This is a genomic window from Staphylococcus sp. GDY8P119P, from assembly GCF_017892075.1.
In the GTDB taxonomy this organism is placed as follows: domain Bacteria; phylum Bacillota; class Bacilli; order Staphylococcales; family Staphylococcaceae; genus Staphylococcus; species Staphylococcus ureilyticus.
This window is the reverse complement of the sequence record NZ_JAESKJ010000006.1, coordinates 1,101,216-1,123,541: the sequence shown is the minus strand read 5'-3', so window position 1 is coordinate 1,123,541 and position 22,326 is coordinate 1,101,216. Positions and strand designations below refer to the sequence as shown.

The 22,326-nt window shown below is 32.9% G+C and carries 18 protein-coding genes and 1 other RNA gene; 17 read left to right on the top strand and 2 right to left on the bottom strand.

Annotation, left to right across the window (positions count from 1 at the left end):
• Positions 1-80: 80 nt before the first annotated feature.
• From recJ to KA830_RS09475, 9 genes are all read left to right on the top strand, one after another.
• A complete protein-coding gene (gene recJ / locus KA830_RS09515) occupies positions 81-2,357 on the top strand; it encodes a single-stranded-DNA-specific exonuclease RecJ (protein ID WP_204180456.1) in 2,277 nt (758 codons plus the stop codon).
• Positions 2,358-2,372: 15 nt separating this feature from the next.
• Positions 2,373-2,891 (top strand): adenine phosphoribosyltransferase, encoded by a 519-nt coding sequence (locus KA830_RS09510; RefSeq protein WP_046208094.1) that lies wholly within the window; start codon positions 2,373-2,375, stop codon positions 2,889-2,891.
• Between the two features lie 310 nt (positions 2,892-3,201).
• Entirely contained in the window at positions 3,202-5,391 is a 2,190-nt protein-coding gene (locus KA830_RS09505; RefSeq protein WP_046208095.1) for a RelA/SpoT family protein, read from the top strand.
• A 13-nt stretch (positions 5,392-5,404) separates the two neighbouring features.
• Positions 5,405-5,857, top strand: a complete 453-nt coding sequence (gene dtd, locus KA830_RS09500; protein ID WP_064208876.1) for a D-aminoacyl-tRNA deacylase — start codon at positions 5,405-5,407, stop codon at positions 5,855-5,857.
• On the top strand, positions 5,854-6,729 hold the full coding sequence (locus KA830_RS09495) for an N-acetylmuramoyl-L-alanine amidase family protein (RefSeq protein WP_145381207.1): 876 nt from the start codon (positions 5,854-5,856) through the stop codon (positions 6,727-6,729). The genes dtd and KA830_RS09495 overlap by 4 nt, the downstream gene beginning before the upstream one ends.
• Before the next feature lie 342 nt (positions 6,730-7,071).
• Entirely contained in the window at positions 7,072-8,334 is a 1,263-nt protein-coding gene (gene hisS / locus KA830_RS09490; RefSeq protein WP_046208098.1) for a histidine--tRNA ligase, read from the top strand.
• Positions 8,335-8,346: 12 nt separating this feature from the next.
• Positions 8,347-10,113 carry an aspartate--tRNA ligase gene (gene aspS, locus KA830_RS09485; protein ID WP_046208099.1) on the top strand — a complete coding sequence of 589 codons (1,767 nt, stop codon included), beginning with the start codon at positions 8,347-8,349 and terminating at the stop codon, positions 10,111-10,113.
• Between the two features lie 61 nt (positions 10,114-10,174).
• Positions 10,175-10,365, top strand: a non-coding RNA gene (gene ssrS, locus KA830_RS09480) — 6S RNA.
• A 117-nt stretch (positions 10,366-10,482) separates the two neighbouring features.
• A complete protein-coding gene (locus KA830_RS09475) occupies positions 10,483-11,250 on the top strand; it encodes a tRNA threonylcarbamoyladenosine dehydratase (protein WP_046208100.1) in 768 nt (255 codons plus the stop codon).
• A 47-nt stretch (positions 11,251-11,297) separates the two neighbouring features.
• On the opposite strand, the gene KA830_RS09470 is transcribed toward KA830_RS09475, so the two are convergent.
• Positions 11,298-12,578 (bottom strand): replication-associated recombination protein A, encoded by a 1,281-nt coding sequence (locus KA830_RS09470; protein ID WP_046208101.1) that lies wholly within the window; start codon positions 12,576-12,578, stop codon positions 11,298-11,300.
• Positions 12,579-12,664: 86 nt separating this feature from the next.
• Here KA830_RS09470 and cymR point away from each other — a divergent pair, with 86 nt between their 5' ends.
• The 3 genes from cymR to KA830_RS09455 all read left to right on the top strand — a co-directional run bounded on the left by cymR (position 12,665) and on the right by KA830_RS09455 (position 13,600).
• Positions 12,665-13,084, top strand: coding sequence for a cysteine metabolism transcriptional regulator CymR (gene cymR / locus KA830_RS09465; protein WP_019469423.1), 420 nt, complete (start codon positions 12,665-12,667; stop codon positions 13,082-13,084).
• A gap of 130 nt (positions 13,085-13,214) precedes the next feature.
• Positions 13,215-13,397, top strand: a complete 183-nt coding sequence (locus KA830_RS09460) for a CsbD family protein (RefSeq protein WP_046208102.1) — start codon at positions 13,215-13,217, stop codon at positions 13,395-13,397.
• Positions 13,398-13,432: 35 nt separating this feature from the next.
• Positions 13,433-13,600 (top strand): hypothetical protein, encoded by a 168-nt coding sequence (locus tag KA830_RS09455; protein WP_157947928.1) that lies wholly within the window; start codon positions 13,433-13,435, stop codon positions 13,598-13,600.
• An 84-nt stretch (positions 13,601-13,684) separates the two neighbouring features.
• Here KA830_RS09455 and KA830_RS09450 read toward each other — a convergent pair whose 3' ends face one another.
• Positions 13,685-14,683 carry an LLM class flavin-dependent oxidoreductase gene (locus KA830_RS09450; protein ID WP_064208878.1) on the bottom strand — a complete coding sequence of 333 codons (999 nt, stop codon included), beginning with the start codon at positions 14,681-14,683 and terminating at the stop codon, positions 13,685-13,687.
• 288 nt (positions 14,684-14,971) lie between these two features.
• Here KA830_RS09450 and sal point away from each other — a divergent pair, with 288 nt between their 5' ends.
• The 5 genes from sal (at position 14,972) to recD2 (ending at position 22,183) form a co-directional block, all read left to right on the top strand.
• Entirely contained in the window at positions 14,972-16,603 is a 1,632-nt protein-coding gene (gene sal / locus KA830_RS09445; protein WP_204180109.1) for a Sal family ABC-F type ribosomal protection protein, read from the top strand.
• A 60-nt stretch (positions 16,604-16,663) separates the two neighbouring features.
• Complete coding sequence (locus KA830_RS09440; RefSeq protein ID WP_046208104.1) at positions 16,664-17,806, top strand: cysteine desulfurase family protein; 1,143 nt, start codon at positions 16,664-16,666, stop codon at positions 17,804-17,806.
• Positions 17,807-18,919: a tRNA 2-thiouridine(34) synthase MnmA gene (gene mnmA, locus KA830_RS09435; RefSeq protein ID WP_046208105.1), complete on the top strand. Its 1,113-nt coding sequence runs from the start codon at positions 17,807-17,809 to the stop codon at positions 18,917-18,919.
• A 185-nt stretch (positions 18,920-19,104) separates the two neighbouring features.
• Positions 19,105-19,791 (top strand): tetratricopeptide repeat protein, encoded by a 687-nt coding sequence (locus KA830_RS09430; protein ID WP_481906238.1) that lies wholly within the window; start codon positions 19,105-19,107, stop codon positions 19,789-19,791.
• 4 nt (positions 19,792-19,795) lie between these two features.
• Positions 19,796-22,183, top strand: coding sequence for an SF1B family DNA helicase RecD2 (gene recD2 / locus KA830_RS09425; RefSeq protein ID WP_204180111.1), 2,388 nt, complete (start codon positions 19,796-19,798; stop codon positions 22,181-22,183).
• The last annotated feature ends 143 nt before the right edge of the window (positions 22,184-22,326 follow it).

Sequence of the window (22,326 nt, the reverse complement as noted above, 5' to 3'; positions counted from 1 at the left end):
TTATGGTTGAATTAAAGGTTACTACTTTTTATTTTTTGGATTCTTTTGTATAATTGCTTGTGGAAATGAGGGAGAATAGTATGATTAAATCAAAATATAATTGGGACGTTAAATTACCTGAAGTTGAAATATCAGATCATATTTCAGCAGATTTAAAGCTAACTCCTATTGTAAAAAAAGTTTTGGAAAGTAAAGGTATTACAGATGAAACCGATATTCGTAATCTTTTAGAAGGAGTCCAAATGACACATGATCCTTGGAAGATGAGCGATATGGAAAAAGCTATTGAACGTATCAATGTGGCGATAGATCAAAATCAAAAGATTTTAGTATATGGTGACTATGACGCGGATGGTGTTACTTCAACGACTATATTGGTCACTACATTGAAAGAACTTGGTGCCCATGTAGGTTGGTATATACCAAATCGTTTTTCTGAAGGTTATGGTCCTAATGAATTGGCTTTTAAGAATGCCTATGATGAGGGGATATCTTTAATCATAACCGTAGATAATGGTATTCAAGGACATGATGAAATACAAATGGTTCAAGACTTGGGTGTTGATGTTATTGTCACAGACCACCATGAAATTGGTGAAACGATGCCTAATGCATACGCTATTGTCCATCCAATGCATCCTGAGTTTGAATATCCTTTTAAATATTTATGTGGTGCGGGCGTTGCTTATAAGCTAGCTCAATGTTTATTGGAAGAACCACCTGTTTATTTTTTAGGTTTGGTTGCAATTGGAACAATCGCTGATTTAGTATCTTTAACGGATGAAAATAGAACATTGGTTCAAAACGGTTTAGCATCATTAAATAAATATTGTCCTCCATCAATAAAAGCTATACTTAACCAAGCAGGTTATAATGATGAAATCAACGAGGAGACCGTCGGGTTTATTATAGGGCCTCGATTAAATGCTGTTGGTCGATTAGAAGATGCTGCACTTGCTGCAGAGCTACTAATGACTGAAACAGAAGATGAAGCGATGTTTTTAGCCGAACAAGTTGAATTTTTTAACCAAGAGCGTAAAGACATCGTGTCTCAAATTACCGAAGAAGCACTTGTAATGGCAGAAGAACAAGTACAGCAAGGCTCAAAATTTTTATTGTTAGCCAAAGCAGATTGGCATGAGGGTGTACTTGGTATTGTAGCATCAAAAATTGTGGAAACATACAGTCTACCAACATTAATTTTAAATATAGATGAAGTTCAAAATCACGCAAAAGGTTCAGCTCGAAGCATCGATCAAGTGTCGATGTTTGAAATTTTAAGTGATTATTCTCAGTTAATTACAAAATTCGGTGGTCACCATATGGCAGCTGGGATCACAATGCCTATAGAAAATATTCAACAACTACAAAACAGTTTAAATGAGTGGATGGCACAATTAGCCAAAACAACTTCACTTGAACCACGTAAAAAAGTTGATGTATTGATTTCAGAAAGTGACATTACGATACAAAACATCAAAGATATTCAGAGATTACGACCATTTGGCACAGATTTCACTAGCCCGTGTTTTGAATTACAAGACGTTCTTGTACAACAAGTTAAAGGCATTGGTCAGGAGAAAAAACATTTGAAACTCGTTATCGGTGAAAGTCAATTACAAGCAATTTTTTGGCAAAAAGGTGCTTTAGTAAAAGAATTGGGTGTACAACAACCTATTAATGTCATTGGCACATTACAAATTAATGAATGGAATGGATTTCAATCGCCTCAATTTATGATTGAAGATTTAGCGAGTCATAATTTACAGATTTTAGACTATAGAAGTAAAAACAAAGTAAATGATTTAAATGCTGATGCTAAGGATGTTGCTTATTTAATTCATCAAAGAAGTGAAAAGTTAGGTGAAAATTATCATTATTATGGTGATGAAATTAGTAATAACTATGAAAAATACGTCTTTAGAGATCTGCCAACGTCTATAAATGATTTAAAAACAACATTAAAAACTGTTGATATATCCCAAATATATCTCGTGTTAAATCATGATAGATCAATATACTTTGAAGGTATGCCAAAAATGGAAACATTTAAACAATGTTTTAAGGCACTTGCTACTAAAAAAGAAACAAATTTAGCTAATGAAGGCGTACAACTATGTAAATTTTTAAATATTCAACCAAACATGCTTAAATTTATCTTGAAAGTTTTCTTGGATTTAGAGTTTATTCAAGTTGAAGATGGTATAATCAAATTAAAAGATGTTTCAACGAAACGTGACATTGCTTCGAGTAAATATTATCAAAGTCGTATTGATAGAATTGAAGTTGAAAAGTTATTGCTTTATGAAGATTTTAATCGCTTAAAGCAATGGATAAAAGATGAATTGGTACAATAATAGGAGGAAGTTTGTATGGATTTAAAACAATATGTATCGGAAGTTTCAGACTGGCCACAACCAGGGGTTAACTTCAAAGATATCACAACAATAATGGACAACGGTGAAGCTTATGGATATGCAACGGATCAAATTGTTAAATATGCAAAACAACGAGATGTTGATGTCGTTGTAGGACCAGAGGCTAGAGGTTTTATCATTGGCTGTCCTGTCGCATATTCAATGGGTATTGGCTTTGCACCAGTGCGAAAAGAAGGCAAACTTCCTAGAGAAGTCATTCGGTATGAGTATAATTTAGAGTATGGCACAAATGTATTGACTATGCACAAAGATGCAATTAAACCAGGGCAACGTGTGTTGATTACGGATGATTTACTAGCTACAGGTGGTACGATTGAAGCGGCAATTAAGTTGGTTGAACAATTAGGTGGTATAGTTGTAGGTATCGCTTTCATTATAGAATTAAAATATTTAAAAGGTATTGAAAAAATTAAAGCGTATGATGTAATGAGTTTAATCTCATATGATGAATAATAATATTTATAATTGACGAAATATTAAAGCCAAATGAAAACATTTAAGATGATTTCATTTGGCTCTTTATATTTATTAAAATAGTATTTATGATTAATTAACTGAAACATCTTTTATGTGTATTAAAAAAATTAAAATTCAACTACATTTTGCCAATTGTCAAAGGTACGCATTTATTTATTTAATAACATGTAGTATTATATAACTATTATACATAATTTGACCTAATAGCGTAAAAATACGTTACAATCGATATAAAATAATACTGGGTATCTAATCATGATTAATATTTAGTATAGGGGTGTCTTAAGTGAACAATGAATATCCATACAGTGTGGACGAAGTATTATCTAAAGCAAAATCATATTTGTCAAAAGAAGATTATGAATATGTATTGAAAAGTTACCATCTAGCTTATGAGGCACACGAAGGTCAATTTCGTAAAAATGGCTTGCCATATATTATGCATCCTATACAAGTAGCTGGGATTTTAACCGAAATGCATTTAGATGGTCCAACCATTGTTGCAGGTTTTTTACATGACGTGATTGAGGACACACCTTATACGTTTGATGATGTAAAAGGCATGTTTAATGAAGAAATTGCCATAATCGTAGAAGGCGTGACGAAGTTAAAAAAAGTAAAATATCGTTCTAAAGAAGAACAGCAAGCAGAGAACCATCGCAAGCTATTTATTGCTATCGCTAAAGATGTCCGCGTTATTCTTGTTAAATTAGCGGATCGGTTACATAATATGAGAACATTGAAAGCAATGCCACGAGAGAAACAAATAAGGATTTCAAAAGAAACCTTAGAAATCTATGCCCCTTTAGCACATAGATTAGGGATTAATACGATTAAATGGGAATTAGAAGATACAGCACTTAGATATATTGATAGTGTGCAATATTTCAGAATCGTTAATCTCATGAAGAAAAAACGTAGTGAACGAGAAGAATATATACAAAATGCTATCAATCGCATAGATACAGAAATGGGAAAAATGAATATAATCGGCGATATTAATGGTAGACCTAAACATATATATAGTATTTATAGAAAAATGGTTAAACAAAAGAAACAATTTGATCAAATATTTGATTTATTAGCTATTAGAATCATCGTTAATTCAATCAACGATTGCTATGCTGTATTGGGTCTTGTGCATACACTATGGAAACCTATGCCTGGTAGATTTAAAGATTATATTGCTATGCCGAAGCAAAATATGTATCAATCTCTACATACTACGGTCGTTGGACCCAATGGCGATCCTTTAGAAATTCAGATAAGAACTTATGAAATGCATGAAATTGCAGAACATGGGGTTGCAGCACATTGGGCATATAAAGAAGGTAAAAAAGTTACTGAGAAAACACAAAATTTCAATAAAAAATTAAATTGGATCAAAGAACTTGCTGAAACGGATAGTACTACGACCGATGCAGAAGAGTTTATGGAAACTTTAAAATTTGATTTACAAAGCGATAAAGTATATGCCTTTACACCAGAAAGTGATGTAATAGAGTTACCTTATGGTGCTGTGCCAATCGATTTTGCATATGCTGTACATAGCGAGGTAGGAAATAAGATGATTGGTGCTAAGGTTAATGGAAAAATTGAACCAATAGATTATGTGCTAAAAACCGGTGATATCGTTGAAATCAGAACAAGTAAGCACTCTTACGGTCCAAGTCGTGATTGGCTGAAAATTGTTAAATCTTCTAGTGCCAAAAGTAAGATACGCAGCTTCTTTAAAAAACAAGATCGGTCTTCTAATATTGAAAAAGGTAAGTTTATGGTCGAAGCAGAAATAAAAGATCAGGGTTACCGAGTAGATGCAGTCTTAACGGATGACAATATAGAAGTTGTAAAAGATAAATATAATTTTTCTAACGAAGAAGATTTATTTGCTGCAGTAGGATTTGGTGGCGTGACTGCTTTACAAATCGTAAATAAGTTAACTGAAAAACAACGGATTCAAGACAAACAAAAAGCCTTGAATTCAGTACAAGAAGTACAAAAATCTGTGCCCATTAAGGACGACATTACAACAGATAGTGGCGTTTACGTTGAAGGAATTGAAAATGTACTGATTAAATTATCAAAATGTTGTAATCCAATCCCTGGTGATGATATTGTTGGATATATCACTAAAGGTCATGGTATTAAAGTGCATCGAACGGATTGCCCTAATATCAAAAATGAAAAAGACAGATTAATTAGTGTCGAATGGGTACGCTCTAAAGATGCGACACAACGATATCAGGTTGACTTAGAAGTTACAGCTTATGACCGCAATGGTTTATTAAATGAAGTTTTACAAGCCGTTAATTCCACTAAAAGTAACTTAGTTAAAGTTTCTGGTCGTTCAGATATTGATAAAAATGCAATCATTAATATTGGTGTTATGGTGAAAAATGTAAATGAAGTCTATCAAGTTGTTGATAAAATAAAACAGCTTGGTGATGTTTACACAGTAACAAGAGTTTGGAATTAGAGGTGAAACATACATGAAGATTATAGTTCAAAGAGTGAAAGAAGCATCTGTTTCTAATGGTTCAATAGATAATAAAATTAATAAAGGCTATTGTTTGTTTGTTGGAGTAGGTAAATCATCTACAGAAGCTGATATTGATACATTAGTAAGAAAAATCGTGAATGCCCGATTGTTTGAAGATGATAATGGCAAACTTAATTTGAATTTGCAGCAAGTACAAGGCGAGATTCTTTCTATCTCACAGTTCACGCTATATGCAGATGTAAGAAAAGGCAATAGACCTGGGTTTTCCAATTCAATGCAGCCTGATAAAGCAAATGAACTTTATGAAAAATTTAATGATGCTTTACGCGATTATGACATAAATGTATTAACAGGTGAATTTGGTACAGATATGCTTGTAAATATTGCTAACGATGGACCAGTGACGATTATTTATGAAAGTCAGGATGGCAAAATCGTATGAAAACAATCAATACTTGGCTAGATAAACATGATTTTAAAAATTTTCCAACGCTAATTGTTGCGTTAGCATTTGTCATATTTATTTTTATGCTCATCGCTTTTCTAAATCATAATGATGAAGATTCGAATACGATATATATCACTGAAGATACTGATTTGAGAACAGGTCCTAATGCTGTATATCCAACTATTAAGCCGGCAAACCAAGGTCAAAGTTATAATAAAATTGGTAAGTCTGGTAAATGGATAGAAGTTGAGTCAAGTAATCATAAAGATAAAGGATGGGTGGCTGGTTGGCATACAAATCTAAATATTCAGGCAGATGCGAACGCAAACGAGAAACCACTAAAAGATAAAACAATTGTACTTGATCCTGGTCATGGAGGAAGTGACCAGGGTGCTTCAAGTAATACAAAAAAGAAAAGTACTGAAAAAGTTTACACACTGAAGACAGCTAAAGAAATGAAAAAAATGCTTGAAAAAGAAGGTGCTACCGTAAATATGACGAGAAGTTCAGATAGTTATGTGAGCTTGGACGATCGTAATATTAAAGGTGACGCTTTTATCAGTATACATAACGATTCACTCAAATCTTCTAAAGCTAATGGAACGACAGTTTATTGGCTTAAAAACAACCAAGAGGCACTTGCAGAAACATTAAATATGTACATACAAAAGAAAGCCTTACTGACAAATAAAGGCGCTAGACAAGAAAACTTCCAAGTATTGAGACAGACGAATGTACCCGCTGTTTTATTAGAGTTAGGTTATATTAGCAACCCAACCGATGAAAATATGATAACAAATCAATTACATCGCCATATTGTTGAACAAGCAGTTGTCGATGGTTTACGTGCATATTTTTCAGAATAAAAAGGTTGCATATTAATCAATAACTCGTTATTATTAAATATGAATTCTATATTAAAACCGTTATTATTCTTGACTATGCTAAATGAAACGTCAACATTTTTAAATGTGTAGAGACATAATTCGTGGCTGGAAAATTATGCTTAGTAGTTTAGTTATAAAAACACAAGAAGAGGTGCTTTATGAAATTAAAGCCGTGTGACGAACGTTATCCGTATGAAGTGGGTTAGAAAAAATTCATTGATAACTTTTTCTAACCAATTAGGGTGGCAACACGGATATTCGTCCCTTGTATAACTGAATAGTTATGCAAGGGACTTTTTATTGTATAAAAGGAGAGGTTTTATGATAAATATTCCTAGAGGAACACAAGATATTTTACCAAGTGAAACAAAAAAATGGCGATATATTGAAGCAAAATTAGATGAATTGATGGAATTATATAATTATGAAGAAATCCGTACACCGATATTTGAAAGTACTGAATTATTTGCACGTGGTGTTGGTGATTCAACGGATGTCGTACAAAAAGAAATGTATACATTCAAAGATAAAGGTGATCGCAGTATCACTCTGAGACCTGAAGGTACTGCTGCAGTCGTACGTTCATATATTGAAAATAAAATGCAAGGGTTACCTAATCAACCAATAAAATTGTACTACAATGGGCCAATGTTCCGGTATGAACGAAAACAAAAAGGTCGTTATCGTCAATTTACACAATTTGGTGTAGAAGCCATAGGTGCAGAAAATCCAAGTATCGATGCTGAAATTTTGGCAATGGTCATGCATATCTATCAGTCATTTGGTCTTAAACATTTAAAATTAGTCATTAATAGTATTGGAGATATTGATTCTCGTAAAGAATATAATGAAGCTTTGGTTAAACATTTTGAACCAGTAATTGGCGATTTTTGTAAAGATTGCCAAGCACGCCTGCACACGAATCCAATGAGAATTTTAGATTGTAAGATTGATAAAGATAAAGAATCAGTTAAAACCGCACCACGAATTACGGAATATTTAAATGCTAATTCAAAGACTTATTTTGAGGAAGTAAAACAACATTTAAATGATTTAGACATTGAATATGAAGAAGATCCTAACTTAGTAAGAGGTCTAGATTATTATACACACACAGCATTTGAACTTATGATTGATAATCCGAATTATGAAGGTGCAATTACGACATTATGTGGGGGTGGCCGTTATAATGGTTTACTTGAATTGTTAGATGGTCCAAGTCAAACTGGTATTGGTTTTGCACTTAGTATTGAGAGATTATTAATGGCCTTAGAAGAAGAAGGCATTGAATTAGACGTAGACCACGACTTTGATTTATTTATCGTTACGATGGGTCAAGAAGCAGACCGTTATGCAGTAAAATTATTAAATGATTTACGTCAAAATGGTGTGAAAGCGGACAAAGATTATATGGAACGTAAAGTGAAAGGGCAAATGAAACAAGCTGATAGATTAAATGCCAAATATACTGTTGTGATTGGCGATCAAGAGTTAGCAGAAAAAAATATTAATGTAAAAAATATGGAGACCGGGGAATCAGAACGTATTGATTTGAACGAACTTGTTAACTATTTTAGAAATTAAGGAGAAGATATCATGAGTAAGCGTACAACATATTGTGGTTTAGTGACTGAATCACTATTAGAACAAGAAGTTATATTAAAAGGTTGGGTACACAATCGTAGAGATTTAGGTGGACTGATCTTTGTAGATTTACGTGACCGCGAAGGTTATGTACAAATTGTGTTTAATCCAGATTTTTCTGAAGAAGCATTACGTATAGCTGAAACAATTAGATCTGAGTATGTAGTTGAAGTAAAAGGTATTGTAAAAAAACGTGACCCAGAAACAGTAAATCCCAAAATTGCTACAGGTCAAGTTGAAGTACAAGTATCAGATATTGAGATTATTAATAAAGCTGAAACACCACCTTTTGCCTTAAATGAGGATAATCAAAATGTGGATGAAAATATAAGACTAAAATATAGATATTTAGATTTAAGACGTCAAGAATTAGCACAAACGTTTAAGATGAGACATCAAACGACACGTTCAATTAGACAATATTTAGATGGTGAAGGTTTTTATGATATTGAAACACCAGTGTTAACTAAGTCAACACCAGAAGGTGCGCGAGATTATTTAGTACCATCTCGTGTTCATGAAGGTGAATTTTATGCATTACCTCAATCACCACAAATATTTAAACAATTGTTAATGATTAGTGGTTTTGATAAATATTATCAAATTGTTAAATGTTTCCGTGATGAAGATTTACGTGCAGACCGTCAACCAGAATTTACGCAAGTTGATATTGAAATGAGCTTTGTTGATCAAGAAGATGTCATGGACATGGGTGAAGAAATGTTACAAAAAGTTGTAAAAGATGTAAAAGAAGTGGAAGTGCCTCGTCCATTCCCAAGAATGACTTATGATGAAGCAATGGCGCGTTTTGGTTCTGATAAACCAGATACACGATTTGGTATGGAATTAATGAATGTTTCAGAACTTGGTGAAATCATGGACTTTAAAGTCTTCAAAGATGCAGTAAATAACGATGGACAAGTGAAGGCAATTGTAGCTAAAGGTGCGTCTGATAATTATACTAGAAAAGATATTGATGCTTTAACTGAATTTGTTAATATATATGGTGCCAAAGGTTTGGCATGGGTTAAAGTAGTTGATGAAGGTTTAAATGGCCCTATAGCTAAATTCTTTGAAGCAGACCATGTTGAAAAATTAAAAGCCTTGACTGGTGCGCAATCTGGAGATTTAGTCTTATTTGTAGCTGACAAGCCTAATGTTGTAGCTCAAAGCTTAGGTGCACTTAGATTAAAATTGGCTAAAGAACTAGATTTAATCGACGAAAGTAAGTTGAATTTCTTGTGGGTAACAGATTGGCCATTACTTGAATACGATGAAGAGTTAAAACGTTATACTGCTGCACACCATCCATTTACAGCACCGAAACAAGAAGATATTAGCAAATTAGATACTGAACCTGAAAATGCTCAAGCTAATGCATATGATATTGTTTTAAATGGTTATGAACTTGGTGGCGGTTCAATTAGAATTCACAATGAAGATTTACAATCAAAAATGTTTGAAGTATTAGGATTTACTGAAGAACAAGCTAGAGAACAGTTTGGTTTCTTATTAGATGCATTTAAATATGGTGCGCCACCACATGGCGGTATTGCTTTAGGCTTAGACCGCTTAGTTATGTTGTTAACTGGACGTACAAACTTACGTGACACAATTGCATTCCCTAAAACTGCATCTGCAACTTGTTTATTAACAAATGCACCTAGTGAAGTATCAGAAAATCAATTGGAAGAACTCTCATTAAGAATTAGACATTAATTTTTATTAAGTCTTTATTCTTGCTAAATTCTAATAATGTGTTATTATACTTGCATAAGGTAGTCATCTGTAGTGTTCGTAAGTTTGCTTCATATTTGGGCCTAACACTCTTTGATCCGGGAGCCCAATAGGTTTTCTTGCAGCGCACACGCCTCTTAAGGAGGACTTGCAAAACAAGAAACAGGGCACCCACCTGTTAATAGCAGGCCGAATGATCAAGCAATTTATAACTACGGCACGCACGGACTCTATCGGTACGCAAGACTTCGGTCTTGCGTATTTTTTTTATCGTTATAATTTATTGTTTTACAATTAATCGGATCGTAAAAATGTTATGATTATAGTATTCGCTAAATAAGGAGTTTAAAAATGAAACATCAATTTTCAAGAAATGAATTGGCATACGGCAAAGAGGGTTTAGAATTATTAAAACAAAAAACCGTTGTTGTTTTAGGGGTAGGAGGCGTTGGCTCATTTGCAGCTGAAGCATTAGCGCGTACGAATATAGGTCATATTATATTAATAGACAAAGACGATGTTGATATAACGAACGTCAATCGACAGTTACATGCTTTAACATCTACAATAGGTCAAAGTAAAGTCACATTAATGGAAGAGCGCATCAAATTAATCAATCCTGAATGTGAAGTTACATCACTCCATATGTTTTATACAGAAGAAACATACGAAGCCTTGTTTAATAACTATGATATCGATTATTTTATAGATGCAAGTGATACACTGATATATAAAGTTCATCTTATGAAAGAATGTCTTGAAAGAGGTATTTCTGTAATTTCGAGTATGGGTGCCGCAAATAAAACAGATCCGACACGTTTCCAAATTGCAGATATTTCTAAAACTTATATGGATCCAATGGCTAAATTGATACGTCGTAAATTGAAAAAATTAGGTATATACAAAGGGATACCTGTAGTATTTTCAGATGAAAGTCCAATCGTTATAAGAGAAGATGTCAAAGAAACAGTTGGCGATGCAAATGCACCAACTAGGAAAGGGCAAATGCCACCCTCATCAAATGCATTTGTACCCAGTGTTGTGGGGTTGATATGTGCAAGCTATGTGGTTAATGACATACTCAAAGATATACCTGTAACAAGAATCAAAGATAAATAAAGATATCAACGAACTGTGTTAACGCGGTTCGTTGATATAACCTTAAACTAATGATTATTTTGTTGTGCCTTGTTGATATTGTCAAAAATAGATTTAAGCTGTTGTTCTGTTTTTGATGTTGTTTTAGGTGTATAGTAAATTTTGTTTTTTAATTTATCAGGCAAATATTGTTGTGCGATAAATCCATTATCATAATTATGAGGATACTTATAACCTATTGCTCTACCCAAAGCTTTGGCACCTGAGTAATGACCATCTTTTAAATGGTCGGGAATTTGTCCTACATGACCTTTTCGAATATCTGACAGTGCTGCGTCGATAGCAGTGATTCCAGAATTAGATTTAGGAGACAGACATAATTCAATTACCGCTTGACTCAAAGGAATTCTTGCTTCTGGAAATCCTAGTCTTTCAGCAGATTCAATTGCTGCTAAAGTTCGTTGGCCTGCACCAGGTGAAGCTAAACCTATGTCTTCATAACTAATCACTAATAATCTTCTGACAATGGTGGGTAGGTCTCCAGCTTCTATTAAACGTGCTAAATAATGCAATGCTGCATTTACATCACTTCCTCGAATTGACTTTTGAAATGCACTCATCACATCGTAATGCATATCACCATCCTTATCACTGACAAAAGCACCTTTTTGCAAGCAATCTTTAGCATCTTCTAATGTAATATGTCTTTGATTTTCTTTAACTTCAGCACTGAGCACAGCTAATTCTAAAGCATTCAGTGCACTTCTAACGTCACCTTGGCTTTGTGTAGTGAAATAATTCATCGCATCTTCATCAATGACTGGATTGTATGAAGCTAATCCACGTGATTCATCGTGGAGAGCCCTTTCTAAAGAAATTTTTATATCATTGTCATCTAATGGATATAATTCGAAAATTTGCGCTCTTGATCGAATTGCAGGATTAATTGCGTGATATGGATTTGATGTTGTAGCACCAATCAACACAATTTTTCCACTTTCGAGATGCGGTAGTAAAAAATCTTGTTTAGCTTTATCTAAACGGTGTATCTCATCTAATAATAAAATGACTTGTCCAGACATTTTTGCTTCTTCAACAATGAGTTGCATATCTTTTTTAGTATTTGTAACAGCATTTAGCTGACGGAATTTAAATTGAGTACTACCTGAAATTGCTTTAGCAATACTCGTTTTACCAATTCCAGGTGGACCATAAAAAATCATGGATGATAGTCGTTTGGTATTGACCATTCTACGTATAATACCTTTATCACCAACTAAGTGATCTTGTGAAATAATTTCATCAATATTATTTGGTCGCATTCTTGAAGCGAGTGGTTCGTTCGTCACAATCTTTCACACCTTTCTAATATTATCTTAACGTAAAAAATGATAGAATGTTAATATATAGTATTCGAATTAAGTGAGGTTATATAATGAAAATATCAACAAAAGGCAGATATGGCTTAACACTAATGATATCTTTAGCCAAAAAGCAAGGGCAAGGATGTGTTTCGTTAAAATCTATAGCTGAAGAAAATAATTTAAGTGATCTTTATCTAGAACAACTCGTAGGTCCATTAAGAAATGCTGGTTTAATCCGAAGTGTTCGTGGAGCAAAAGGTGGTTATCAATTGAGAGTATCAGCTGAAGAAATTACTGCTGGTGACATTATTCGTTTGTTAGAAGGACCAATTACATTTGTAGAAAGTATTGATTCTGAACCTCCTGCGCAAAAACAACTTTGGATTAGAATGAGAGATGCAGTTAGAGAAGTATTAGATAATACAACTTTAAAATATTTAGCAGATTATAATGAAACTAATAATTTAGATGGATATATGTTCTATATATAAGATGTAAAATTGTTATTTATTAAAACGTTTCTTTGTCATTAACTGAAAATATTTAAAAAAATTTGTTTTAAATGTTTACGTCTTAAGTATTGTGGTATTTAATAAATACATTGCTAAGGAGGTATTATTTATGGCAGATGAAAATAAATTCGAACAAGCAAAAGGAAACGTTAAAGAAACAGTTGGTAATGTTGCCGACAATAAAGACTTAGAAAAAGAAGGCAAAGAAGATAAAACTTCTGGTAAAGCCAAAGAAGTAGTAGAAAATGCAAAAGATAAAGCAAATGAAGTTATCGATAAATTTAAAAAATAATAATCGGTAACTAATACTAAAAAGGTGGTTTTATTATGTCTGATTTCTTGAATAAAGCAAAAGAAACTGCAAAAAATGTTTCTGATAAATTAAAAGATACGGATAACGAAAAAGCAAAGCAAGCATCTGAACAAATCGATAATTTCACTGGTGGCAGTGACGATAAAAAAGATGACAAAGATAAAAAAGACGACAAAAAATAAAATTGTCTTTAAAGTTTAAGTTTATTCGCTTAAATATAGAAAAGCCCAGGTTTCTAACTAGAAACTGGGCTTTTCTATATTTAATTAAAAAGTTGAAATAATATTTTTAAGTTTACGATACGATTCAAGTTGTGCTTCTTGATCATAGATGTAACTAATTGCCATTAATTCATCTATTTCACCATATTCATCAATAAATGATTGTAATTTTTGTTTAACCGTTTCTTCAGAACCGATGAGTGAACTTTGCATACGTTGTTTGGCAATTTCATATTCAGTAGGCGTGAGTAGTCCCTTTAAATCGTCAGTTGGTGGTTGTACAGGTTGCATTCTTCCTCTAGTAATGCTTACCATTACCTGAGCCTGTGTTGTTGCCAGATATTCTGCTTGTGTATCTGTATCAGCAACGATGGCATTTAAGCAAACAATCACATATGGCTTGCTTAATACCTCTGAAGGTTCAAATAGTTCTTTATAAATTTCAATTGCTTCTTTCATTTGTTGTGGTGCAAAATGACCTGCAAAGACATAAGGTAATCCTTTGCGTGCAGCCAAGTGTGCAGAATCAGTTGAAGAACCCAATATATAAAGAGGTACATTTTTACCAACGGCTGGATATGCACGGACATACGTTTGTTGATTACCTGGACCAAAATAAGTTGCAAGTTGTTCTACTTCTTCAGGGAATTCATAAACGCCATTGTGTTGATCTCTACGTAACGCACTTGCAGTCATCATATCAGTACCTGGCGCACGCCCTAAACCTAAATCAACGCGATTTGGAAATACAGTTTCCATTGTCCCAAATTGTTCTGCAACAATGAGAGGTGCATGATTAGGTAACATGATGCCACCAGAGCCTACCCTTATTTTAGAAGTATGTTCTAATGTATGTTGTATTAATAACGCAGTGGCTGAACTGACAAGGTTAGGTGCGTTATGATGTTCTGCAATCCAATATCTTTCATAATCCAGTTCTTCTAAATTTTGTGCTAATTTAACCATATCACTAATTGCATCTTGGTCGGATTGACCTTCTCTAATTGGAACTAGATTAAGTGCAGATAATTTAATATCGCTCATTTCACTATGTCCTCCTTAAATATATTAATATATTGCAGTATAACAGTCTAAATAAAACTTGCGTAAGAAATTGCTCACTGTTATACTATATGAAATTAAAAAGTTAGGTGGCCTTATTAAGACAATGGATAAATCTCATGAAAACAAACAATATCAATTATTTAATCAAAAAAGTAATATATGGGATAAGACCATGTCTTAATGCAAAATCATCACTCAAGTACCTAACATAAATAATGTTCGGATTGTTAAGGCATGTCGTATCCCTTAAGAAAGAGGGAATTTGGTATGTCTTTTTATTTTGTTCAAAAACCATTTGAAAAATTTGGTAAAAATTTAATTAACTCTGTAGAAATTCAAATTGATAAAGGCGAACATATTGCAATGATAGGTAACAATGGCGTAGGCAAAACGACTTTGTTAGAAGCGATAAAATCGAAATATAAAGATGAAACTTATTTAATGTACCAAAATATGTTAGCTTATGAACACTTAACAGGGTTAGATTATGTAATGGAAATAAACCCCGAAATATTGCAGATAAAGCAAAAACTTGAAGACAATTATGAATATATTGCAGACTATAGTGCATTAAATGGTTACGAATTTGAACAGAGTATTATTACGCAAGCGAATCAAATGAATTTAACAGAAAAAGATTTAGAAAAACAAATTCAAGATTTAAGTGGTGGTCAACAAACACGACTGGCGTTATTAAAAGCATTCATGTCAAACAAACCACTGATCTTACTGGATGAACCCACGAATCATTTAGATTTAGAAATGTTGGAACAACTGATTAGAAAAATTCAAAAATCAAAACGTACGATTGTTTATGTATCACACCAGCGTGATTTTATCGATCAAACAGCGACTCATGTCATTGAAGTAACATCTGAAAAAACGAATAAATATAATGGTAATTATTCCAAGTACCGTGAAATTAAAGATTTAACGTTACAAACACAACAAAATATGTACGAAAAGCAACAAAAAGAAATAGCAGAACTTAATCGCACGATACAACGAATCCAAACATGGCATCATTCAGCACGACAAAAAGCAAGTGTTCGTAGCCCTATTGAGCAGAAGAAGCTTAGTAAGTTAGCTCAAAAGGCTAAAGTAAAAGAAAAACAAATGACCGAAAAATTAAATGAGAAGACCATAAACCAGCCAGATAACGAACAAAAACATTATCATTTTAATCATGAAGCCCAATTACGTAAGCGTTTTTTAATTCATTTTGAAGACTTCAATGTTGTTATAAGTGAACATCATGTATTTGAACATGCGCATTTCGAAATGAAACAAAAAGAAAACGTATTAATAACGGGACCAAATGGAAGCGGAAAATCTCTTTTAATTGCGATGATCAGACAAAAGATATTTGCTAATCAAGGACATTTAAAAATCACACCTTCACTAAAAATTGGATATTTCGATCAGACGAACAAAAATTTGAATGAAGCAGAATCTCCACTGATGATGCTATTAAGTACGAATAAAATATCAAGAAGCGAAGCGCAAACTATATTAGCTTCATTTGGTTTTAAAGAGGAAAAAATTAATGCACCAATTGGTCAATTATCTATGGGAGAGAAAAGTAGATTTCAATTTGTACTGCTATATTGCTCTGGTGCCAATTTATTAATTTTAGATGAGCCAACTAATTATTTTGATATTTCAACACAGGACTTAATTTTAAATATGATAAAAAGTTTTAACGGTCAAGTATTAGTTGTGAGCCATGATGAGTATTTTCAAGCTAGGTTTAAAGCGACACACTGGGAAATTAGAAATAAAAAATTATATAACTTAACCCAAAATAAAAAGACAAAATCAAATGTAAACGAAACATTAACATTGTTAGATGAATATGAAATGATAGATGAAAATGGTCATTTTGAAACAGACAACTAGAAAAATTAATTAGATGGTGCTATCATTGGAACATTGATAAATTTGTAAGGAGTGTCAAACATGGAAGTATATGCAGATTATGCTGCTACAACGCCTGTTAAACAACAAGTAATAGATAAAATGATGGAAATCTATACAACACATTACGGTAATCCGTCTTCTATACATAGTATAGGTAGAGATGCACGTAAATATTTAGATGAGTCTCGTCGTTTTGTAGCTAAACAACTCAATGCGAAGCCTAGTGAAGTAATTTTTACTAGTGGCGCAACAGAATCTAATAATACAGCGATTAAAGGTATTGCGTATGCAAACCAAGATAAGGGTAAGCATATTATAACAACTAAAATAGAACATCATTCTGTACTCCATGTTTTTGAACAATTAGCAAAAGAAGGTTTTGATGTAACATACCTTGATGTAGATGAAGAAGGTCTGATATCGTTAGAACAATTGAAAAGTGCAATGACTGATGAGACAATCCTTGTTTCAATCATGTTTGTTAATAACGAAATTGGCACAGTGCAACCAATGTACGATATTGATGAAATTGTTAGTCATTCAAATGCTTTATTTCACGTAGATGCTGTACAAGCTATAGGGCACTTAGACATAGATTTTCATGAATTTGATATCGATGCAATGAGTATTACGGCACATAAATTTGGTGGACCAAAGGGTGTCGGTGTATTACTAATAAAATCAGGTACAAACATTAAGTTTCCACAATTAGGTGGAGAACAAGAAGTGAAAAGAAGAGCAGGTACAGAAAACGTACCTCAAATTGTCGGATTGGCTGAAGCTTTAAAACTAGCAAACCAATATAGAGATGAAAACAATGTCCATTTGATGAATTTAAAAAACCAATTTCTTGTATCTTTACAAGAACGTTCAGTGCCTTTTGAATTAAATGGTTCAATGACTGATACTACTGGTCATATTGTTAATTTGTATTTTCCATTTATTGATGTGGAAACTATGTTAACATTGTTAGATTTAGCTAATATATATGTAGCTTCTGGTTCAGCATGTACTGCAGGTTCTACATCACCTTCACATGTTTTAGTAGCAATGTATGATGACGATACAAGAGCGAATCATTCTGTGCGATTTAGTTTTAATGAACAAACGACCGAACAAGAAATTAAATATTTAGTTACCGAAATTCACAAAATTTATCATAAATTCAAGGAGGAAGTTTAGTTGTCAAATAAAGATACACGTGTTGTAGTAGGCATGTCAGGTGGCGTAGACAGTTCCGTAACAGCACATATATTAAAAGAGCAAGGTTATGATGTCATTGGTATTTTTATGAAAAATTGGGATGATACGGATGAAAATGGTGTTTGTACAGCTACAGAAGATTATAATGATGTTATAGCTGTATGTAATCAAATAGGTATACCATATTATGCAGTTAATTTTGAAAAAGAATATTGGGATAAAGTGTTTACTTATTTCTTAGATGAATATAAAAAAGGCCGTACACCAAATCCTGATGTGATGTGTAATAAAGAAATTAAATTCAAAGCATTTTTAGAGCATGCGCTTAAGTTAGGTGCAGATTATGTAGCAACTGGACATTATGCTCGTGTACGACGTCATGAAGATGGACATGTTGAAATGTTGAGGGGCGTTGACAATAATAAAGATCAAACTTATTTCTTAAATCAATTATCACAATCACAATTATCTAGAGTGATGTTCCCAATTGGCGATATTGATAAAAAAGAAGTGCGTAGAATTGCAGAAGCACAAGATTTAGCTACAGCTAAGAAAAAAGATTCAACTGGTATTTGTTTTATCGGTGAACGTAACTTCAAAACATTTTTATCTCAATATCTACCCGCACAGTCAGGTGAAATGAAAACTTTAACTGGTAAGAAAATAGGTACACATGCAGGATTAATGTACTATACTATCGGTCAACGTCACGGTCTAGGTATAGGTGGAGATGGAGACCCTTGGTTTGTAGTAGGCAAAAATTTAAATGATAATGTCTTATATGTAGAACAAGGTTTTCATCATGAAGCGCTTTACAGTGACTATTTGATTGCTTCAGATATTTCATTTGTTAACCCTGTTGATTTAGAAAATGGATTTGAATGTACAGCGAAATTTAGATATCGTCAAAAAGATACTAAAGTTTTTGTTCAAAAAGAGCATGATAATGCAATTCGAGTAACATTTGACGAACCTGTTCGCGCAATTACGCCAGGTCAATCAGTCGTTTTATATGATGGCGATGTTTGTCTAGGTGGCGCTACTATAGATGATGTATATAAAACATCAGGTCAATTAAGTTATGTTGTTTAAACAAATTAATTAAATGCTTCGTAATGATTAAAATAGCAAAATGACATTGCTATATTGTTAATTAAATATAAAGTTTCATAGTTTAATCGTATTTTGAGGAGTAAGCATACAATATCAAATTTTAAATTTTTGATTTGTGACTTACTCCTTTTTACTGTTTTTTCATTCTTAAATGTTATAATAAGATGTTGAGAGAGAGGGATAGCATGAATCAAGAACAAATTTATACATTGATTAAACAAGGTAATTTTGAGCAAGCTTTAACAGCATTATTCGAAAATATAGAAGCAAACCCGAATGAAGTCGAAAATTATATCAATGCAGGTATATTAATCGCTGAAGCGGGTGAAATAGATAAAGCGGAAAATTTTTTCCAAAAAGCACTAACCATTGACCCAAAAAATGGGGCTGTTTATTACAATTTAGCTAATGTTTATTATAATGAAGGGCGATATAAAGAAGCGGTTAAATTATACCAACAAGCATTACAATATAAAGTTGACGAAATCGACACCAATTATATGATAGGTATGTCGTTTAACCAGTTAGAAGCATTTACAGAAGCACTTCCCTTTTTAATGACTGCTGCTGAAAAAGATAATCGTAAGGATGTAGAGGTACAATTTCAATATGGATTGGTATTATGTCACTTAGAAATGTACGAACAGGCTGTTTCACAATTACAGTATGTAGTCTCATTAGATGACAAACATACAGACGCTTTATATAACTTAGGTCTAGCAACTTATATGTTAACAGAGGATACTGAATGTGCTATCGAATATTTTGAACGTGCAGTTGCTATCAACCCAGAACATTTGATGAGTCAACATGCCATCAAAACGTTTAAATCCATCGCAGAGGAGGAGTAATTAAATGGACAACCCTACATTATTCAATAATTCAATGATTAAAGGTACTGTAGATGCTATCTTGTTTCAAAACAAAGACAATTTTTATACTGTTTTAAAAGTAGATACGATAGAATCTAATGAAGATTTTGATTCTATGCCTACAGTTGTAGGGTTCTTTCCAGAAATTACTGAAGGCGATGTTTATACTTTTAAAGGTCAAGTCGTTTCACATCCTAAATATGGTAAACAGTTAAAAGCTGAAACGTTTGAAAAAGAGCTGCCTCAAACCAAAGAGGCTATTATTAGCTATTTATCTAGTGATTTATTTAAAGGAATAGGTAAAAAAACAGCTCAAAATATTGTGAATACACTTGGAGAAAATGCTATTTCAGACATTTTAAATGACCCATCTGTTTTAGAAAAAGTACCTAGTTTACCTGGGAAAAAACAAAAGCAAATTGCTGAACAAATTGCGAGTAATCAAGAAACAGAACAAATTATTATTCGATTACATGATTTAGGATTTGGGCCTAAACTCGCTATGGCAATCTATCAGGTTTATTTAGGTGATACACTTAATATTGTAGAAAATAAACCCTATCAATTAGTTTACGACGTGAAAGGAATCGGTTTTAACAAAGCGGATACTTTAGCACGAAATGTGGGTATTCAATTTAATGATGATGAGCGTTTAAAAGCGGGTTTATTATATGTATTAGAAGAAGAATGTATTAAGCAAGGGCATACATACTTACCAACACAAAATGTATTAGAAATGACACAAGATATGTTATCACAATCACCAAATGAAGTGATTGAACTTCAACAATTAGAAAATATGATTCAAATCTTAGTTGAAGATACCAAATTAGTAAAACAGGAACACGAATTAGCAATTCCTAGTTTATACTATTCGGAACTTAAAAGTGTTCAAAACTTATATCGTAATTACACCTATACGAATAAATTAAAAGAAATTGAGCAGTCTGAATTATTATTAGAAATTGGTGAAATCGAACAACGCAATCAAGTCACTTATGCTAATTCCCAAAGAGATGCGCTACAGACTGCAATCAATAGTAAAGTTATGCTGCTAACTGGCGGGCCAGGAACAGGAAAAACTACTGTGATTAAAGGTATTGTCGAATTATATGCAGAAATACATGGTTTATCTTTAGATTATGATGATTATCAAAACGATGATTATCCAGTTGTATTAGCAGCACCTACAGGTAGAGCTTCAAAACGATTGGCTGAATCTACAGGGTTGGAAGCCATGACTATACATCGATTGATAGGTTGGAATCAAGACACACAGCCAGAAGATATTTTAGATAATGAGATTTCAGCTAAACTAATCATTATTGATGAAATGTCAATGGTCGACACCTGGCTGTTTCATCAATTTCTTAGCGCGGTACCTATTGATGCCCAAGTGATATTAGTAGGTGATGAAGATCAGTTGCCTTCCGTAGGCCCAGGACAAGTGTTTAAAGATCTCATTGATTCTAAAGTTATACCTAGAGTGAATCTGACTGAAGTTTACCGACAACAAGATGGGTCTAGTATCATAGAATTAGCGCATAGAATGAAATTGGGAGAACCGATTGATATCACACAAAGATTTCATGATCGTAACTTTATTAATTGTTCAACTGAACAAATACCTTCAGTTGTTGAAAAGGTTGTTTCAAGTGCTGTTAAAAAAGGTTATGATATGAGTGATATACAAGTATTAGCCCCTATGTATAAAGGTTCTGCAGGTATAAAAAAATTAAATGCTGTATTGCAAACAATCTTAAACCCTAAAGAAAAGGATACGCGTGAAATTGAATTCGGTGATGTTGTCTTTAGAAAAGGGGATAAGGTGCTACAGCTAGTAAATAGGCCGAGTGATAATATATTTAATGGCGATATTGGTGTGATTGTTGGCATATTTTGGGCAAAAGAAAATGCCTTAAATAAAGATGTATTGGTCGTTGATTTTGACGGAAATGAAATTACTTTTGTAAGACAAGATTTGTTAGAATTAACACATGCATATTGTACGTCTATTCACAAATCACAAGGTTCTGAATTTCCAATTGTAATTATGCCTATGGTTAAGCAATATTTTAGAATGTTACAAAAACCTATATTATATACAGGATTAACAAGAGCTAAGCAATCACTAGTATTTCTGGGTGATCCACAAGCTTTTGAAATCGGTTTAAATACACATGGTCAAGTGAGAATGACTCAGCTCTGTTCATTCTTAAAAACGTATTTTAATAATGATGATCGTAAAGATGAGGTTGCAGTTGAAGATACGTTTGATGCCACGACTATTTTAACAGAAGAAAATATATATAAAATTAATCCTATGATTAATATGGGAGATATTTCGCCATATGATTTTGTTGAACATTGACAACGTAGGTTAAAGTAAATACAATATAATTGATTGTGCATAAAGATGAGTAAATTATGGTAGTCGACAAGAGATGTACTGGCTGGTGAAAAGTACAGATAGCATAGTTGAAAGCTACTTTATGTTAAATAATAAATATACTT

What these genes read in the sequence shown, in the direction of transcription:
- recJ (WP_204180456.1), top strand. Translation starts at nt 81, where the DNA reads ATGATTAAATCAAAATATAATTGGGACGTTAAATTACCTGAAGTTGAA.
- KA830_RS09510 (WP_046208094.1), top strand. Translation starts at nt 2,373, where the DNA reads ATGGATTTAAAACAATATGTATCGGAAGTTTCAGACTGGCCACAACCA.
- dtd (WP_064208876.1), top strand. Translation starts at nt 5,405, where the DNA reads ATGAAGATTATAGTTCAAAGAGTGAAAGAAGCATCTGTTTCTAATGGT.
- KA830_RS09495 (WP_145381207.1), top strand. Translation starts at nt 5,854, where the DNA reads ATGAAAACAATCAATACTTGGCTAGATAAACATGATTTTAAAAATTTT.
- hisS (WP_046208098.1), top strand. Translation starts at nt 7,072, where the DNA reads ATGATAAATATTCCTAGAGGAACACAAGATATTTTACCAAGTGAAACA.
- aspS (WP_046208099.1), top strand. Translation starts at nt 8,347, where the DNA reads ATGAGTAAGCGTACAACATATTGTGGTTTAGTGACTGAATCACTATTA.
- KA830_RS09475 (WP_046208100.1), top strand. Translation starts at nt 10,483, where the DNA reads ATGAAACATCAATTTTCAAGAAATGAATTGGCATACGGCAAAGAGGGT.
- cymR (WP_019469423.1), top strand. Translation starts at nt 12,665, where the DNA reads ATGAAAATATCAACAAAAGGCAGATATGGCTTAACACTAATGATATCT.
- KA830_RS09460 (WP_046208102.1), top strand. Translation starts at nt 13,215, where the DNA reads ATGGCAGATGAAAATAAATTCGAACAAGCAAAAGGAAACGTTAAAGAA.
- KA830_RS09455 (WP_157947928.1), top strand. Translation starts at nt 13,433, where the DNA reads ATGTCTGATTTCTTGAATAAAGCAAAAGAAACTGCAAAAAATGTTTCT.
- KA830_RS09450 (WP_064208878.1), bottom strand. Translation starts at nt 14,683, where the DNA reads ATGAGCGATATTAAATTATCTGCACTTAATCTAGTTCCAATTAGAGAA.
- sal (WP_204180109.1), top strand. Translation starts at nt 14,972, where the DNA reads ATGTCTTTTTATTTTGTTCAAAAACCATTTGAAAAATTTGGTAAAAAT.
- KA830_RS09440 (WP_046208104.1), top strand. Translation starts at nt 16,664, where the DNA reads ATGGAAGTATATGCAGATTATGCTGCTACAACGCCTGTTAAACAACAA.
- KA830_RS09430 (WP_481906238.1), top strand. Translation starts at nt 19,105, where the DNA reads ATGTTGAGAGAGAGGGATAGCATGAATCAAGAACAAATTTATACATTG.
- recD2 (WP_204180111.1), top strand. Translation starts at nt 19,796, where the DNA reads ATGGACAACCCTACATTATTCAATAATTCAATGATTAAAGGTACTGTA.